Annotated in this window: 12 protein-coding genes; 7 read left to right on the top strand and 5 right to left on the bottom strand. The window is 69.7% G+C overall.

Features of this window, described 5'->3' with window-relative positions; genetic code table 11:
- The first annotated feature begins 72 nt into the window (after positions 1 to 72).
- On the top strand, positions 73 to 570 hold the full coding sequence (locus GV007_RS00795) for an acyl-CoA thioesterase (RefSeq protein WP_160070592.1): 498 nt from the start codon (positions 73 to 75) through the stop codon (positions 568 to 570).
- A gap of 53 nt (positions 571 to 623) precedes the next feature.
- Here the strand turns inward: GV007_RS00795 and GV007_RS00790 are convergent, their stop codons facing one another.
- Positions 624 to 1,598: an acyl-CoA thioesterase gene (locus GV007_RS00790; RefSeq protein ID WP_160070591.1), complete on the bottom strand. Its 975-nt coding sequence runs from the start codon at positions 1,596 to 1,598 to the stop codon at positions 624 to 626.
- 53 nt (positions 1,599 to 1,651) lie between these two features.
- Here GV007_RS00790 and GV007_RS00785 point away from each other — a divergent pair, with 53 nt between their 5' ends.
- Positions 1,652 to 2,368, top strand: a complete 717-nt coding sequence (locus GV007_RS00785; protein ID WP_160070590.1) for a hypothetical protein — start codon at positions 1,652 to 1,654, stop codon at positions 2,366 to 2,368.
- A 77-nt stretch (positions 2,369 to 2,445) separates the two neighbouring features.
- Positions 2,446 to 3,792, top strand: coding sequence for an NADP-specific glutamate dehydrogenase (gene gdhA, locus GV007_RS00780; protein ID WP_160070589.1), 1,347 nt, complete (start codon positions 2,446 to 2,448; stop codon positions 3,790 to 3,792).
- Between the two features lie 40 nt (positions 3,793 to 3,832).
- On the opposite strand, the gene GV007_RS00775 is transcribed toward gdhA, so the two are convergent.
- The gene (locus GV007_RS00775) at positions 3,833 to 4,285 is read right to left on the bottom strand and encodes a globin (RefSeq protein WP_104240747.1); all 453 of its coding nucleotides are present in this window, start codon (positions 4,283 to 4,285) and stop codon (positions 3,833 to 3,835) included.
- Positions 4,285 to 5,211, bottom strand: coding sequence for a mechanosensitive ion channel family protein (locus GV007_RS00770; protein WP_160070588.1), 927 nt, complete (start codon positions 5,209 to 5,211; stop codon positions 4,285 to 4,287). The genes GV007_RS00775 and GV007_RS00770 overlap by 1 nt, the downstream gene beginning before the upstream one ends.
- 102 nt (positions 5,212 to 5,313) lie before the next feature.
- On the opposite strand from GV007_RS00770, the gene GV007_RS00765 reads away from it, so the two are divergent.
- On the top strand, positions 5,314 to 5,799 hold the full coding sequence (locus GV007_RS00765; protein ID WP_160070587.1) for a glutathione peroxidase: 486 nt from the start codon (positions 5,314 to 5,316) through the stop codon (positions 5,797 to 5,799).
- Positions 5,800 to 5,879: 80 nt separating this feature from the next.
- On the opposite strand, the gene pepN is transcribed toward GV007_RS00765, so the two are convergent.
- Positions 5,880 to 8,435, bottom strand: coding sequence for an aminopeptidase N (pepN, locus tag GV007_RS00760; RefSeq protein WP_160070586.1), 2,556 nt, complete (start codon positions 8,433 to 8,435; stop codon positions 5,880 to 5,882).
- Positions 8,436 to 8,518: 83 nt separating this feature from the next.
- On the opposite strand from pepN, the gene GV007_RS00755 reads away from it, so the two are divergent.
- Genes GV007_RS00755 through GV007_RS00745 form a run of 3 tightly spaced genes read left to right on the top strand, consistent with a single transcriptional unit; the run spans position 8,519 to position 10,627 of the window.
- A complete protein-coding gene (locus tag GV007_RS00755; protein ID WP_160070585.1) occupies positions 8,519 to 9,127 on the top strand; it encodes a mycothiol-dependent nitroreductase Rv2466c family protein in 609 nt (202 codons plus the stop codon).
- Positions 9,127 to 9,672, top strand: a complete 546-nt coding sequence (locus GV007_RS00750; protein ID WP_160070584.1) for a ribose-5-phosphate isomerase — start codon at positions 9,127 to 9,129, stop codon at positions 9,670 to 9,672. The genes GV007_RS00755 and GV007_RS00750 overlap by 1 nt, the downstream gene beginning before the upstream one ends.
- Positions 9,665 to 10,627 (top strand): Fpg/Nei family DNA glycosylase, encoded by a 963-nt coding sequence (locus GV007_RS00745; protein ID WP_160070583.1) that lies wholly within the window; start codon positions 9,665 to 9,667, stop codon positions 10,625 to 10,627. Before GV007_RS00750 ends, GV007_RS00745 begins: the two co-directional genes overlap by 8 nt.
- A gap of 27 nt (positions 10,628 to 10,654) precedes the next feature.
- On the opposite strand, the gene GV007_RS00740 is transcribed toward GV007_RS00745, so the two are convergent.
- Positions 10,655 to 15,559 (bottom strand): SCO7613 C-terminal domain-containing membrane protein (locus GV007_RS00740; protein WP_160070582.1); only part of this gene is annotated, 4,905 nt, incomplete at its 5' end.

Here is a 15,559-nt window from a genome sequence, read left to right as displayed (position 1 = left end):
TCCTCGTCCCACCCCGCCAGACGACGTCGGCTCGCGCCGGCGCCAAGCAGACCCGAAGGACCACCGACTCCGATGCGCTTCCACGTTCCCACGCTCCTCCGCTGGAGCGACCTCGACGCCTACAACCACGTCAACAACTCGCGTGTGCTCACCCTCCTCGAGGAGGCCCGCGTCCGCGCCTTCTGGAACATCGGTGCATCCAACGACGAAGAGCGCCCCCTCGCGATCATCGACGCAGCCGCAGAGGGTGGCGACACGCTCACCCTCATCGCCCGCAACGAGATCGAGTACCTCGCCCCGATCCCGTACTCCACGAAGCCCCTCGACGTGCAGCTGTGGATCTCCAAGATGGGCGCCGCCAGCGCGGAGGTCGACTACGAGATCTGGAGCCCCGAAGACGCGCAGCCAGAGGGCGGCGAACGCACGAAGTACGTCATCGCGTCCTCGACGCTCGTGTTCATCGACGCGGCGACCCAGCGGCCGCGGCGCATCAACGACCGCGAACGCGACGCATGGACCGCCTACCTCGACGAGCCGCTCACGTTCCGCGGCGGCCGCAGCAACGCCTGACCTGGGCGCGGGGCGCTCCGCGGCCTCCCGTCCCGGGCGCCCGGCGCTGCGGTTTAGCTGCGCTTGCGGCGAACCATGCCCTCCTGGGCCACCGTAGCGACCAGCGCGCCGTCACGCGAGAACAGCTGGCCTCGCGAGAAGCCACGCCCGCCGCGGGCGACCGGGGAGTCCTGCACATACAGGAGCCACTCGTCAGCCCGCGCATCCCGATGCCACCACACGCCGTGGTCGAGACTCGCAGCGCGCAGCCCCGGCGTCGACCAGGTCAGGCCGTGCCCACGCATGATGGGCTCGAGGATCGAGTAGTCGCTCGCGTATGCGATCGCCGCGCGGTGCAGCAGCGGGTCGTCCGGCATCCGCTCTACCGCCTTGATCCATACCGCCTGCGCCGGCGTCTGATCTGCGGCGGGCTCGAGGTACACGGGCCCGTTGACGTGCCGCATCGTGAACGGCCGCTTCATCAGCCAGTATGCGGCGAGGGACTCCGGCGCCTCAGCGCCGAGCGTCGCCTTCACCGTCTCGAGGAGATCAGCCTCACTCGGGAGGTCCTCCGGGTCGGGGATGCCCTCCGGCATCGACACCTCGTGCTCGAACCCATCGTCCACGTCTTGGAACGACGCGATCATCGACCAGATCGGCTGCCCGCTCTGGAAGGCGCTCACGGCACGCGTCGTGAACGAGTTCCCGTCGTGGATGCGGTCGACGGCGAACGTGATCGGCAGCTTCACGTCGCCGGGACGCAGGAAGTAGCCGTGCATGGAATGCACGGGGCGCTCACCCGACACGGTCCTGGCGGCCGCCACCAGCGACTGGGCCGCCACCTGGCCGCCGAACACGCGGCCGTGGGGCATCCACTGGCTCGGACCCGTGAAGATGTCGTCACGAGTGCGGGCACCCGTGTCGGTGAGGTCCAGCGTGTGCAGGAACGCTTCGAGCGGCGACAGCGCCTCCAGGGCGTCGAACGAGAGCGGCGCCGGCTGCTGCGGCGCGGGCGAGTGCGAGGGCGACTCGGGAACCAGATCTGCCATCTCAGCAGTCTAGGGACCCGCTGCCCCGGGAGAACTGAGTAGGTTAGAGGGCAATGTCTCCCGTTCTCCGCATCTCCGATCTGCACGCCGCACGCGACCTCGAATCGTTCCTCGGTCGAGCCGGTCGCATCGAAGACGGAGCCGTGCGCATCGTGCAGGCCGGCACGGTCGCGGCGTTCTGGGTTCCCGTGCTGCGACCGCAGGGGCTTCTCGACACCTCGCCGCTCGTGCTCGGCGTCCGCGCGCTGCGAGCCGAGCTCCAGGGGGCGGCTGACGACGACGTCCATGCGGGGGCGTTCGATGCGACCGTCCCCCTGCGGGGCCTCCTCGACCGCCTTGCTCGCCTTCGCTCGGCTGGCGGTGACGCCCCGTCAGGGGAAGCGGATGCGGCCGCCGGGTTCGACCTCGCCGTCCCGCCGGAGCGTCTGCGCGAATCGTGGGCGGGCATCGCGGCACCGACCGGAGGCTGGACGCTGGCAGGGGCGATGTCCGCGGCCACGCTCATCGCCGCCGCAGACCAGGGCATCGCCGAAGTCGCCGATGCCGTGCCAGGCAACCTGGGCACCGCGCTGGTCGAGCGCGTGCGCACGGAGGTCTGGACGCGCGTGATCGACGAGCAGAGCGGTCTCACGAGCGGAGCCGCCTTCGCCGCCCTCAGCCTCGGCTTCCTGCGCTCGGGTGAAGAGACCCGCATCCTCACCGCCGGAGCCTGGCTCCGACTCGAGACCACGCAGGGCAACGTGCTCCTGCGATCCAGCTCGGCACGCTGAACGCTGCCGTCGCCCACTGAGCGAGTCGATCGCTCAGCACCCGCGCACCCTGTGCGCCGCACCCCCGGAGGAAACCCATGGACCGCAGCATCGAACGGCTCAAGAAGGACATCTTCGCGAGCAACGCGGGGGAACCGGAGTTCCATCAGGCAGTGACCGAGGTGCTCGACACGCTCGGTCCAGTGCTCGAGCGCCACCCCGAGTACTTCGAGCTCGCGGTCATCCGCCGGTTGAGCGAGCCGGAACGGCAGATCATCTTCCGCGTGCCGTGGGTCGACGACAACGGGCACGTGCAGGTCAACCGCGGCTATCGCGTCGAGTTCAGCTCGGCGCTCGGCCCCTACAAGGGCGGCCTGCGCTTCCACCCGTCGGTGAACCTCGGGATCATCAAGTTCCTCGGCTTCGAGCAGATCTTCAAGAATGCCCTCACGGGCATGCCGATCGGTGGCGGGAAGGGTGGTGCCGACTTCGACCCACGCGGTCGCAGCGACCGCGAGATCATGGCGTTCTGCCAGTCGTTCATGTCTGAGCTGTACCGGCACATCGGCGAGCACACGGACGTGCCTGCCGGCGACATCGGCGTGGGCGGGCGCGAGATCGGCTACCTGTTCGGTCAGTACAAGCGCCTCACCAATCGCTTCGAGGCCGGTGTGCTGACGGGCAAGGGCATGACGTGGGGTGGGTCGCTGGTCCGACCCGAGGCGACCGGCTACGGGACGGTGCTGTTCGCGCAGGAGATGCTCAAGACCAAGGGCGACGACCTCGACGGCAAGGAGGTCGCGGTCTCCGGTTCCGGCAACGTCGCGATCTTCGCGATGGAGAAGGCCGTGGCGCTCGGAGCGAAGGTGGTCTCAGCCAGCGACTCCTCCGGTGCGGTGTATGACCCTGACGGCATCGACGTCGAGGTGCTCAAGCAGCTGAAGCTCGTCGAGCGGAAGCGCGTCGGGGCGTACGTCGACCGCGTTGGCGGGCGAGCGGAGGCGCTGTCGAGTGCCGCCGCGATGTGGCACGTTCCCGTCGACATCGCGCTGCCGTGCGCGACGCAGAACGAGCTCGATGGTGATGCCGCTGCGGCGCTGGTCAAGAACGGCGTGCGGGTCGTCGCCGAGGGGGCGAACATGCCGTGCACGAAGGAGGCCGCTGACCGATTCCGGGCGGAGGAGGGTGTCCTCTTCGGCCCGGGCAAGGCCGCCAACGCCGGCGGTGTCGCGACGAGTGCGCTCGAGATGCAGCAGAACGCGCAGCGCGACTCGTGGTCGTTCGAGTACACCGAGGCGCGTCTCGCGGAGATCATGCGCGACATCCACACGCGCTGCAGTGAGACGGCTGAGGAGTACGGGAAACCGGGCGACTACGTGATCGGCGCGAACATCGCGGGCTTCTCGCGGGTCGTCGACGCGATGCTCGCGCAGGGCGTCGTCTAGCCGCGACTGCGTCGGGCGACCACGGCTGTTCGGGCCGAGCTCAGGAGGCGGACTCGGCTCCGGGGCTCGGCTCGAAGGTGTTCACCATTGCAGTCGCCGCGCGGTCGAAGTAGTCGGCCATCTGCTGGCGGTGGATGGGGGAGAGGTCGAGCTGGTCCATGGCCGCGTGCATGTGCCGCAGCCAGTGCTCTCTCGCCTCCGGGTTGATGTGGAACGCGTTGTGGCGCATCCGGAGCCGCGGATGTCCGCGTTCTGCGCTGTACTCGCTCGGCCCGCCGAAGTACTGGGCGAGGAAGTGGCCGAGTCGCCAGGTCGCCCCCTCGAGGTCGTCCTGCGGGTACATGCGCCACATGAGTTCGTCGTCGCGCACCCCCTCGTAGAACGCGTGGGCGAGCTTGTCGAAGGCGGGCATGCCGCCGATCTCGTCGTAGAGCGTCGGGAGAGCCGAGCCCCCGCCCTCTGAGGCTCGGAGGTGGATGGGGTTGTTCGTCATCAGGCACCTCCTCCGGCCGTCGGCTGGCCGTCAGTCCCCTCGAGCACGATCGCCTTCAGGGATGGCAGGTTGATATCGGCCGACTTTAGCGCGTCCTGAGTGCGGGCCCGCAGCTCTCGCTCCACTTCCCAGCGCGTGCCGGGGCGGACGCGGATGGTGAGACGGAGGACAACAGCGTCTGAGGAGATGGACTCCATACCCCACATCTCGGGTGTTCCGATGAAGTAGTCCATCCAGTCTGGGTCTTCCGTGAGCTCCTTCGCCGCATGGAGCATGACCCGCTCGACGTGCGCGCGGGAAGTCTCGTAGGGAACCGCAAGGTCGAACACGATGCGGTTCCAGCCCTGCGAGAAGCTGCCGACGCGCTGGATCTCGCCGTTGCGGACGAACCACAGCGTGCCCTCGACGTCGCGGATCTGCGTGATGCGCACGCCGACCTTCTCGACGACACCCGTCGCCTCGCCCATGTCGATGACGTCGCCGACACCGAGCTGATCCTCCATGACCATGAAGAGGCCGTTGAGGACGTCGCCGACGATGCGCTGCGCGCCGAAACCGAGACCGGCACCGACAGCCGCGCTCAGGAGGGAGAGGGACGCGAGGATGCCCGGGTCGATCTTCGCGATGATCATGACGATGAGGATGACCACGATGACGACGTTGACGATGTTCGTCAGCACCGACCCGATCGTGCGCGTGCGCTGCACCGTCCTGACAGCCGCGAGCGGCGAGCGGACCGAGATGGCCTGCGTGTCCGTCACCCCGCGCTTCTTCTTGACGCCGCTCACGATCTGCTTCACGGAGCGGTCGATGAGCCGCAGCAGGATCCACCGGAACACGAACGCCCCGAGGATGTAGAAGACGATCGTGATGGGGATGTCGAAGGGGGCGAGCGCGGTTGTGAGGGAAGTCCAGAATTCTGCCATAGCGCCTCGAGTGTAGGCGGATGCGCCTATCCGTCTCGTGTGAGCCCGATCCGAGCTGCGTCGACATGGAATAGGCGGGCGCCTCCTCCGGTTGCCACACCTATGAGCCTGAACGTGAACGACATCGAAGTCACCACCATCGACGGCGAGGCCAAGAAGCTCGCCACCTACGAGCCGGTGAAGCTCGTGGTCAACGTCGCCTCGAAGTGCGGCCTCTCGGGGCAGTACGAGAAGCTCGAGGAGCTGCAGCGCCAGTACGGCGCGCAGGGCTTCACGGTGCTCGGATTCCCCAGCAACCAGTTCCTGCAGGAGTACTCCGACACCGAGAAGATCAAGGAGTACTGCTCGCTCACGTGGGGCGTCAGCTTCCCCATGTTCGAGAAGGTCAAGGTCAACGGCCGGTCGCAGCATCCGCTGTACGCGGAGCTGACGAAGACTCCGGACGCGAATGGCAAGGCCGGCCGCGTGAGCTGGAACTTCGAGAAGTTCCTCATCGGACGCGACGGCAAGGTCACCCGCTTCCGCCCGACGACGGAGCCGGACGCTCCCGAGGTCGTCGCGGCGATCGAGGCGGCACTCGCCGAGTAGCGTCTCGACCGCAGCACACCGCCAGCTGCAACGCGAAGAGGACGCCTCCCATGGGAGGCGTCCTCTTCGCGTTGCAGCGCCTACTCTGGCTGCGCGTCGCGCTCCTGAGCGGCGAGGGCGCGCTCCACTCCGGCGCGGCCTTCGATGATCAAGCGGCGGAACGCGGGCGCCGCCCCCTCGTTGTTCGCGAGCCATTGGTCGGCCGCGTCGCGGACGCGGGCCGTCGCGAGGCCCGCGGGGAAGAAGCCCTCGATGAGGGTCTCCGCGATCTGGAAGCTCCGGTCGGCCCAGATCGTCGAGATGTGACCGAAGTAGCGGTCGACGAACGGCTCGAGGAGCGCCTCGTCGGCGACTCGGTCGAAGCCGGCGACGGTTGCGCGCACGATGGCGTTGGTCGCGTCCGAGCGATCCATGACGGACGCCCAGGCCGCTTCCTTGCCCTCGGCCGTCGGGATCGCTGCCCGGGCATGTGCCGCGCTGCGCTCGCCGTCCGCCGTGCGGTCGGATTCGAGCCTCGCCGCGATCTCGGACTCGCCGGCGCGGCCGCCCGCGACGAGCGCGTAGAGGAGCTCCCAGCCGAGGTCGGTGTCGATGTCGAGGCCCTCGAGCTTGAACGTGCCGTCGAAGAGCGCGGCGACGGCGTCGAGCTGCGCGGGGCTCTCCGCGAGCGAGGCGAACGACTTGACGAAACTGAACTGCGCGTCCGATCCCGCCTCGGCCTGCTTCGCCAGCTCGAAGAGCTCGTCGGTGACGACCTCGACGATCTCGGCCCGGTCTTCCGGCGCCGTGTAGAACTTGGCCGCGGAGATGAGCTGGCCGAGCACCGTGCGGCGAGTCGTCGACTCGGTCTCGGTGCCGATGACGCCGAGGACGGTGCGGATGAAGTCGCGTGCGCGCAGCTCCGCATCCCGGGTCGCGTCCCAGAGCGAGCTGACGACCAGCGAGCGGGAAAGGGGAGCACGCAGCTTCGGGAGGTGCTGCTGGACCGTGGCGACCGAGTGCTCGTCGAGACGGATCTTCGCGTAGGCGAGGTCGTCGTCGTTCACGATGATGAGGTCGGGGAGCGCACCGCCGACGAAGCTCGGCACCTCGGTCCGCGCCCCGTCGACGTCGAGCTCGAAGCGGTGGATGCGCACCAGCTCGTCGCCCTGCACGTTGTAGAGGCCGATCGCGAGGCGGTGCGGACGGATGGTGGGGTGCTCGTCGGTCGCCGTCTGCTCGATGGCGAACGACGCGAAGTTTCCCTGCTCGTCCAGCTCGTAGACGGGGCGGAGCGTGTTGACTCCGGCCGTCTCGAGCCACTTGGCGCTCCACTCGGTGAGGTCGCGGCCGCTTGTGGTCTCGAGCTCCACGAGCAGGTCGCGCAGCTCCGTGTTGCCCCACGCGTGCTTCTGGAAGTACGCGTTGATACCGGCGAAGAACGCGTCGCGGCCGACCCAGGCGAAGAGCTGCTTGAGGACCGATCCACCCTTGGCGTAGGTGATGCCGTCGAAGTTGACCTGCACGTCGTCGAGGTCGCGGATCTCCGCGACGATCGGGTGCGTGGAGGGCAGCTGGTCCTGTCGGTACGCCCACGACTTCTCGCTGGCGTTGAAGGTGACCCAGTTCTCGGTCCACTCGGTGGCCTCAGCGGTCGCGAGCGTCGAGATGAACTCCGCGAACGACTCGTTGAGCCAGAGGTCGTTCCACCACTTCATGGTGACGAGGTCGCCGAACCACATGTGGGCGAGCTCGTGGAGGATCGTGACGACGCGGCGCTCGCGCACCGCATCCGCGACCTTCGACCGGAACACGTAGGTCTCCGTGAACGTGACGCACCCGGCGTTCTCCATGGCGCCCGCGTTGAACTCGGGCACGAAGAGCTGGTCGTACTTCGTGAAGGGGTACGGAACCCCGAAGGCCTTCTCGTAGTACTCGAAGCCCTGCTTCGTGGTGCGGAAGATGTTGTCGGCGTCCAGGTTCGGCGCGAGGGACGTGCGGCAGTACACAGCGAGCGGGATCGTGCGTCCGTCGATCGAGGTGAGCTCGTCGCGCACGACCGTGTAGGGGCCGGCCACGAGCGCCGTGATGTAGCTCGAGATGCGCGGTGTCGTCGCGAAGTGCCAGACGGCACGCCCCTCGTCGATGGGCTGAGGCGCCTGCGACGGCTCGTTGGAGATGACCTGCCACGCCGCGGGGGCCGTGACGTGGAACGTGAAGCTCGCCTTCAGATCCGGCTGCTCGAACACCGTGAACATGCGGCGGGAGTCGGGCACCTCGAACTGCGAGTAGAGGTACACCTCGCCGTCAGCGGGGTCGACGAAGCGGTGCAGGCCCTCGCCCGTGTTCATGTAGATCGCATCCGCGTCGACCGTGAGCGTGTTGTGCTCGGCGAGGTTCGGCAGCTGGATGCGCACCCCATCGTTCACGGCAGCGACGTCGAGCGCCTCGCCGTTGAGTACGACGCTGTTCACCTGACGGGTGATGGCGTCGATGAAGGTGGACGAGCCGGGAACCGCCGAGAACGTGACCGTCGTGATCGAGCGGAACGTCTCAGGACCCGTCGTGAGGTCGAGTGCGACGTCGTAGTGCTCGACACCGAGCACAACTCCTCGACGCTCGACCGACTCAGCGCGAGTCAGGTTCTCTCCGGGCATTCCAGCTCCTTTGGTGTGAGGGAGCCCGGAGGTTCCGGGCTTGCGGCGCGGCCAGCCTAGTCCTGCCGAGTAGGCTTATGCGTATGCCCGCACCGATCAAAGTAGATTTCTGGTTCGACCCGATCTGCCCATTCGCCTGGATGACCTCGCGATGGATCGACGAGGTCGCTCGCCATCGTGACCTCGACGTCACCTGGCACATCATGAGCCTCGAGCTCCTCAACGAGGAGAAGGACATCCCGCAGTCGTACCGCGACATGCTGCAGGGAACGTCCCGCCTCGGCCGCGTCGTCGCCGGCGTCGAGCAGGACCTCGGCAACGAGAAGGTCAAGGCGCTCTACGACGCGCTCGGCACGCGCATCCACCCGGGTGGCCGCAAGGACCGCGACGAGGTGCTGCAGGAGGCGATCAGCGAGCTGGAGATCCCCGAGTCGATCGTCGAGCGCGCCGACGCCGGCGAGTTCGACGAGCGATACCGCGCGAGCCACCTTTCCGGCATGGAGCGTGTCGGCGACGAGGTCGGAACACCGATCATCGCCATCGACGGCGTCGCCTTCTTCGGACCCGTCGTCTCTCCTGCGCCGAAGGGCGAGGAGGCGCTTCGCCTGTTCGACGGCGTCGTGATGGCCGCGTCGGTCGACGGCTTCTTCGAGCTCAAGCGCAGCCGCACCCGCGGACCGGTGTTCGACTGATGCGCATCCACGTGGCGACGGATCACGCTGGACTGGAGTTCTCGCAGCAGCTGCAGGAGCACCTGCGCGATCAGGGTCACGAGGTCGTCGACCACGGCCCGTCCGAGTACGACGCCCTCGACGACTACCCGTCGTTCTGCATCAACGCGGCTCAGGCTGTCGCCAACGACTGGGCCAACGGCTCGAAGTCGCTCGGCGTCGTCTTCGGCGGTTCCGGCAACGGCGAGCAGATCGCGGCCAACAAGGTCACGGGTGTGCGCGCGGCGCTGGCGTGGAGCGACGCCACGGCGCAGCTGGCGCGTGAGCACAACAACGCGAACGTGATCTCCATCGGCGCGAGGCAGCACGAGATCGTGGATGCGCTGCGGTTCATCGACATCTTCATCGCCGAGCCGTTCCCGGGAGAAGAGCGCCACCTGCGCCGCATCTCGCAGCTCGCCGAGTACGAGCAGACCGGCAAGATCGCCGGGAAGTCGGTGCTTGGCGCCGTCGGCACCGTCGTGCCGCCGATGGTGGAGTCTGAGACGCCGGCGGGGAATGCCTGAGGGTCACTCCGTCCACCGAATAGCCCGCCAGTTCACTGCGAACTATGCGGGGCGTGTCGTCTCGGCGTCCTCGCCGCAGGGGCGCTTCGTCGAGGGGGCTGCCGAGATCGACGACCGCGAGATGGTCGAGACCTTCGCGGTCGGCAAGCACATGTTCTCGCGGTTCGAGGGCGGCATCTGGTTGCGCGTGCACCTCGGCATCTATGGCGCCTGGGACTTCTCGGGTCAGGTTTCGACGACGCTCGGGCAGACCGGCGAGTACTCGCGCACCCGTCCCGGTGTGACGATCGAGGACTCGCGGGGTGAGACCTCGCTGTCGAGCATCGGGGCCCCGAGGCGCACGCGACTGAAGATGGCCGAGGCTGAGCGCGAGCAGGAGCTCTCGCAGTGGCCGCCGGAGCCCGTCGGAGCCGTGCGGCTGCGGCTCCTCACTGCAGAGACGTGCGCCGACCTCCGCGGTCCGACCGCGTGCGAGCTCATGACGGGCGACGAGGTCGCTGCGCGCATCGAGAAGCTGGGACCGGATCCGCTCGTCGACCGCGGTGCGAAGGCGGAGGCACGCTTCCTCGAGCGTGCGCGGGGCAAGCGCACGCCCATCGGCATCGTGCTCATGGATCAGCAGATCGTGAGCGGCATCGGCAACGTCTACCGGGCTGAGATGCTCTACCGGGCGGGTATCAACCCGCATACGCCAACCTCGCAGCTCACCGACGAGCAGCTCAGGGAGCTGTGGCGCGACTGGACGAAGCTGCTCAAGATCGGCGTCGAGGTTGGCCAGATGATGACGATCGACGGGCTTCGCGGGAAGGCCAAGGCGGCCGCCCTCGAGAACCGCGAGGACCGGCACTGGGTCTACGGCCGTGCCGGGGAGCCGTGCCGTGTCTGCGGGACTCCCATCGCCCTCGAGGAGATGCAGGCCCGCAAGCTCTACTGGTGCCCCGGCTGCCAGCTCTGACGTTTCTCACGAGCTGACAGCCGGCGCTCACCTGAGCGAGCGGATGGACGCCGCGGCGCGCTTCGCGTCGCGCAGTCTCGCCTCGTAGGTGGTCGCGATGACGACGAGTACCGTGCCCGCGAGTGCGAGCCACGCCCACCAGGGGACGACGCCGGCGACGACGGCGAGCTGCTGGCGGAACGCGGTGACCGCGTGGAGCACGGTGATGATCGCGCCGAAGACGAGCGGAGCCTGGAGGCGTCGCGTGGCTCCCCAGACGGTGACGCCGACGGCGCCGAGGCCGAGGGGGATGAGACGCCAGGGTGCCGGGTCGGCGAACTGCGCGAGGTAGCTGGGGACCAGCAGCAAGGCGAGGCCTGGGGTGAGCGCGGCCCAGCTGCGCAGCGCGGGGCGCTTGTCGAGGAAGAACAGGCCTCCCGCCAGCAGCGTGGCGCCGAGGGGCGCCGTCGCGAGTTCGAGCCATGGGGCCGGCGCATCGGTAGCCACCAAGCCGATGACGGCGACGAGGGCGGCGGCGGAGAACGCGAGGACGGGGACGCGCAGCGAGGGCCGAGCGCCGGGGGCCGACTGAGCTGGCGCCAGAGTCGGGAGCAGCTCCGGGCGGACCAGGCTCGCCATCGTGACCGCGCAGAGCACCAGCACCCAGGTGAGTGCGAGCTGCTGGCCGTTCTCGACCTCGCGTCGCAGGATGCTCGGGAGGGCGGAGAGCACCAGCGCCGTGATGGCGAGGGGCACGAGCACCGTCGAGGCGAGCGCCGCGAGGCGCGGGTTCTCGAGCTGGTGCTGGCGCCGCCACAGCGCGCTCGCGAAGAGCAGCACGAAGCAGGCAGGCAGGACGCCCCAGAGCGGCAGGGTGACCGGGGTCAGGGGTCCCTGCGCTGCGATGACCAGGGCGGGGCCGAGCACGGCGGCCGAGATCGACGAGCCGACGCCGAGCGCGTTGGCCGAGGCGCGCATCCGCGCTGCAACGGGCGCGACGGTGCACACGACGACCAGCGCGAGGGTCAGGATGGCGAGTGCGAGCTCCGGCACCGAGAGGGACAGGATGCGCGCGCCGGGTTCGTCGAGGGGCTGCGCGACCGCGGCGATCGCGCCCGCACTGAGCCAGATGCCGGGTGCCGCTGCGAGCCACAGGAGGCTCTCGACGCTTGGCGGACGGGGCTCGTCGCCGAGACGGCCGGTCGCGGCAGTCGCGGTGCCAGCTGCGAAGAACACGAGGAACGCTCCGCCGAAGGCCACGAACAGAGAGGAGTCGTCCCAGTTCCCGAGCACTTCCCAGACCCAGGCGAGCGCGAGCACCGGCACGCCGAGGTAGCGGAGGATCGCGTACGGCGAGCGCGCCCCGACATGGAGGCTCGCGACGATTGCGGCGGCCGCGAGCAGGGCGACTGCCGTCGGGAGCGCGCTCCAATCGGCGAACCCTTCGACTCGGGCGCGCGAGGCTCCCGCTGCGAGGGGGACGCCGGCCAGCGCCGTCAGGAGGCCGAGCGCGCGCAGCGCGATCCCGTCTCCTCGGCGCGTTCCCTCGGGAGCCAGGAGCACACCGGCCAAGGCGGTGAGCGTTCCGATGACTCCGGCTGTGGCGGCGATCTGCACGGGGGAGACGCTCTCGACACCGATGGCCTGCAGGTGGTCGACGAGCAGCCAGGTCGCGAGGATCGTGGTGGCGTAGCTGGCGAGCCTCACGAGCAGGTTCGGGGCGGAGAGCACTCGGGCGATCACGACGATGGCTGCCGCGACGAGGCCGACGAGGAGCACGGTGATGCCCGTCTGCTGCTGGATCCAGGGGCTGCTCGGCCCGCTGGGTGTGCCGACCGTCACGGCGACACCGTGGGATGCGAGCGCCAGGAAGCCGACGAGGGCGAGTCCGGCGCGCCCGACGGCGGAGACGAGGCGATCGGGCAGGACGGCTGCGAGGAGGCCCGCGAGCAGTGCCAGCCCGAGCAGGAGAATGGCGCTCTCGAACTGGGCGGTGAGCAGGAGCGCGATGACGACGGCGCCGCCGGTCGCTGCGAGGAGGGCGACGAGCAGCTTGCGGCGGGCGCTGGCTTCATCCGCAGCCCAGACGGGCCGCAGCAGCAGCCACGACACGGTGCCGACGAGCAGGACGCAGGCCGTGAGCCACACGAGTGCCTCGACGCTCGTGATCAGGACGGTGAGCACGCCGTGCGGGTTGAGGTCGCCGGTCAGGTTCGCTTCGACGTGGGCGAGCGCCGTGAGCACGGCCACGCCGGCGGCCGAGGCGCTCAGCGAGATGAGCAGCGGACGCGCGTGGGCCGGGACGCTGAGGATGCTCGCTGCAAGGGCGACCCCCAGGGCGACCACGATGCCGACGAGGAAGTACAGCAGCGTGCTCGTGGTCGTCTCGGCTGACGTGATCGCGGGGACGACCGTCGAGAGCACGAGCCCGCCGGCGAGGACGAAGGCGGCCGCTCGTGCCGGCTCGCCAGCGCTCCGCGCCCGGCCGAACCACCAGAGCAGGAGCGCGGAGACGACAAGCGGGACTCCGGCGGGGAGATGGAAGCCCTCGGAGCTCGTGATGCCGGGGGTGCCGGTGGCGAAGGCGTACCAGGCGGCAGTGAGGAGGCCCACGCCGATCCAGGCGATCGAGGCTCGTCCGCGCGCGCGGAACAGCCCTGCGGGGGAGATCGCGAGCAGCACCGGTACGGCGGCCGAAGTCGCGATCGTCGCCGCGAGGTACTGGGCTCCGGCGGTCGACTCGAAGGCGCCGGTGAAGAACGGCGTGCTCACGAGGGAGACGAGCGCGACGGCGGTGGCTGCGAGCTCGGCGGAGAGGACCCTGCTTCCCTGAGCGCCGCGAAGTCGGGCCGCGAGGGTGCCACCGGCAGTCAGCGCCGCGGCGGCGACGCCCAGGGAGGCCACGACCGGCGGAAGGAACTGCGCCGTCACGAACGCCGTGACGAGCGCCCCGAGCGTTGCCCAGAGAGCTGGGGGCAGGACGGCGAGGAGCGGCACCACGGCGGGTGCATCCTCGTCCTGCCGGCGGCGCAGGGCGACGAGCACGCACGCGGCGCACAGCAGCGCGCCGAGCGCGGCGCAGCTCAGCCAGAGGGCTCCGAGCGGCCAGGCGGCGTTCGTCAGGAGGGCGCCGTCGTCGCTTCGCGCCGCGCTCGACCTGAGGAGCGCGAGCAGCACGAAGGAGGCGACGAAGGCGGGGAGGGCTGCCGCGGAGGCGAGCAGGATGCGCTCGGCGACGGAGAGCCACGGTCGTGGGAGCAGCAGCGAGGCGGCGAGCAGGAGCGCGATGCCGAGGTAGGAGCACGTGATGGCGAGGTTCGTCCCCGATGGCTCCGGGGTCGTCCAGGCGTCCCGCACGAACGCGACGAGCAGGGGGACGGCGAGCAGCTGCGCTGCCGTGAGCGCGGTGAGGACGGGCCGGAGCGGCGAGGTGCGCGCGGCCGAGAACCGGAGTCCGAAGGTGAGCGCAGCGCCGACGACAAGCGCGCCGATCTCGACGGGTCGCACCGCGAGCCCCGCCGCCAGCAGCGCGAGGATCGCGACGCCGGCCACGCACTGGAGCACGATTCTGAGGGCAGTCGTGGGGACTGCGGCGGTAGGAGGAGCCAGCCGCTCGCGGGCGAGGACGATCGCTCCCGCGACGGAGGCCGCGGCGATCAGCAGGTTCGCGATGGTGACGGCAAGCGCCCCAGGAGCGCTCGCGGCAGCGCACAGTGCGAGGAACGATCCCGCCGCCGCGAAGGCGGGGGTCAGCTGCCGGACCCGGCCGGGCACGAGCTGCAGCAGCCCTGCTGCCACGGCGAGCCCGAGCGCACCGCCCGCGATGGCCCACCAGGTGCGGAGCTCGGCGCCCGAGAGCGCCTGTGCCATGCCGGCCTGGTCAGCGGCGGCGAAGGACAGCACGGAGTCGGCTGAGACGACCGAGAGGCCGAGCGAGATCACCGGGACCGCAGCCGCTGCGAGCGTCGTGAAGCTCAGCGAAATGACCGCGAGCTGCAACGCGGAGGACTGCGGGCGTGCTGTCGCGGCGAGTCGGGATCTGAGCACCTGGGCTGCGGCCAGCAGGATCGGGATGAGCGCAAGCGAGAGCGCGAGGCGCGCAGCCTCGGTGAAGCTTAGGGGGACGGCCCCGAGCGAGAGCGCCGTCAGGATGCCGAAGGCGATGAGGAGGCTGCGCGCGGCGAGTGCTCCGCGTTCCTGGCTGACGAGCCAGGCGAGCAGGGCCGCCGAAGCCGCAGCGATGAGGAAGAGGAGCGCGTACCCGAGCCAGGGGTCGTTGCCGGTTGCCGCCGCCGCGCCGCAGAGCACGCCGCCGGCGAGTGCTACGACGCCCGTGACGGCGAGGATCCAGCGCTCGAGCGAGCGCGGAGTTGCACTGGTGAACGAGTCGGCGGCGGGTGGGCCCTGTGTCGGGGCCGAGACGGGCGGCCTGACGCGCAGCAGGACGTGCAGCGCGGAGGCGGCACCGGCCAGCACGAGCGCGAGCACCAGGCGCTGCACGGGGGACAGGAGCGTGGAGGTGGCTCCGGCCGCGGTGAGCGCGAGGGCGGGCAGCACGGTGAGGCTCGCGGCTATGCCCGGGGCGCGGAGGTGCGAGAGGCGGTGCCAGGCCTCGAAGGCCGCCGTCGCGCCGAGGAGGCCGATGCCCCAGTAGAGCGTTCCCGGCACGTCGTCGGCACCGAGGAGACCCGTGGCCTGGACTGCCCACACGTCGAGGACGACCAGCACGACACCGAGCGCGCCGATCCCCTCCGCCGTGGCCGAGAGCCTCCGGCGCTTCAGGATGCTGGCGGTCGCGATGACCGCGAGTGTCACGCCGGCGGTGATGGCCGCCTTGACCTCGACGCCGAAGACGACCCAGGCGAAGGTGAGGAAGACGACCGCTGCGATGCTGAGGAGCCCGATGCCGAGCACAAGGAGCAGCAGCTGGACGCTCGAGCGACGGGGCCGGGG

This window comes from Pseudoclavibacter sp. 8L (assembly GCF_902506465.1).
Classification (GTDB): domain Bacteria; phylum Actinomycetota; class Actinomycetes; order Actinomycetales; family Microbacteriaceae; genus Pseudoclavibacter.
This window is presented reverse-complemented; position numbering and strand designations above follow the sequence as displayed.

What these genes read in the sequence shown, in the direction of transcription:
- pepN (WP_160070586.1), bottom strand. Translation starts at nt 8,435, where the DNA reads ATGCCCGGAGAGAACCTGACTCGCGCTGAGTCGGTCGAGCGTCGAGGA.
- GV007_RS00765 (WP_160070587.1), top strand. Translation starts at nt 5,314, where the DNA reads ATGAGCCTGAACGTGAACGACATCGAAGTCACCACCATCGACGGCGAG.
- GV007_RS00790 (WP_160070591.1), bottom strand. Translation starts at nt 1,598, where the DNA reads ATGGCAGATCTGGTTCCCGAGTCGCCCTCGCACTCGCCCGCGCCGCAG.
- GV007_RS00795 (WP_160070592.1), top strand. Translation starts at nt 73, where the DNA reads ATGCGCTTCCACGTTCCCACGCTCCTCCGCTGGAGCGACCTCGACGCC.
- GV007_RS00745 (WP_160070583.1), top strand. Translation starts at nt 9,665, where the DNA reads ATGCCTGAGGGTCACTCCGTCCACCGAATAGCCCGCCAGTTCACTGCG.
- GV007_RS00755 (WP_160070585.1), top strand. Translation starts at nt 8,519, where the DNA reads ATGCCCGCACCGATCAAAGTAGATTTCTGGTTCGACCCGATCTGCCCA.
- gdhA (WP_160070589.1), top strand. Translation starts at nt 2,446, where the DNA reads ATGGACCGCAGCATCGAACGGCTCAAGAAGGACATCTTCGCGAGCAAC.
- GV007_RS00775 (WP_104240747.1), bottom strand. Translation starts at nt 4,285, where the DNA reads ATGACGAACAACCCCATCCACCTCCGAGCCTCAGAGGGCGGGGGCTCG.
- GV007_RS00770 (WP_160070588.1), bottom strand. Translation starts at nt 5,211, where the DNA reads ATGGCAGAATTCTGGACTTCCCTCACAACCGCGCTCGCCCCCTTCGAC.
- GV007_RS00785 (WP_160070590.1), top strand. Translation starts at nt 1,652, where the DNA reads ATGTCTCCCGTTCTCCGCATCTCCGATCTGCACGCCGCACGCGACCTC.
- GV007_RS00750 (WP_160070584.1), top strand. Translation starts at nt 9,127, where the DNA reads ATGCGCATCCACGTGGCGACGGATCACGCTGGACTGGAGTTCTCGCAG.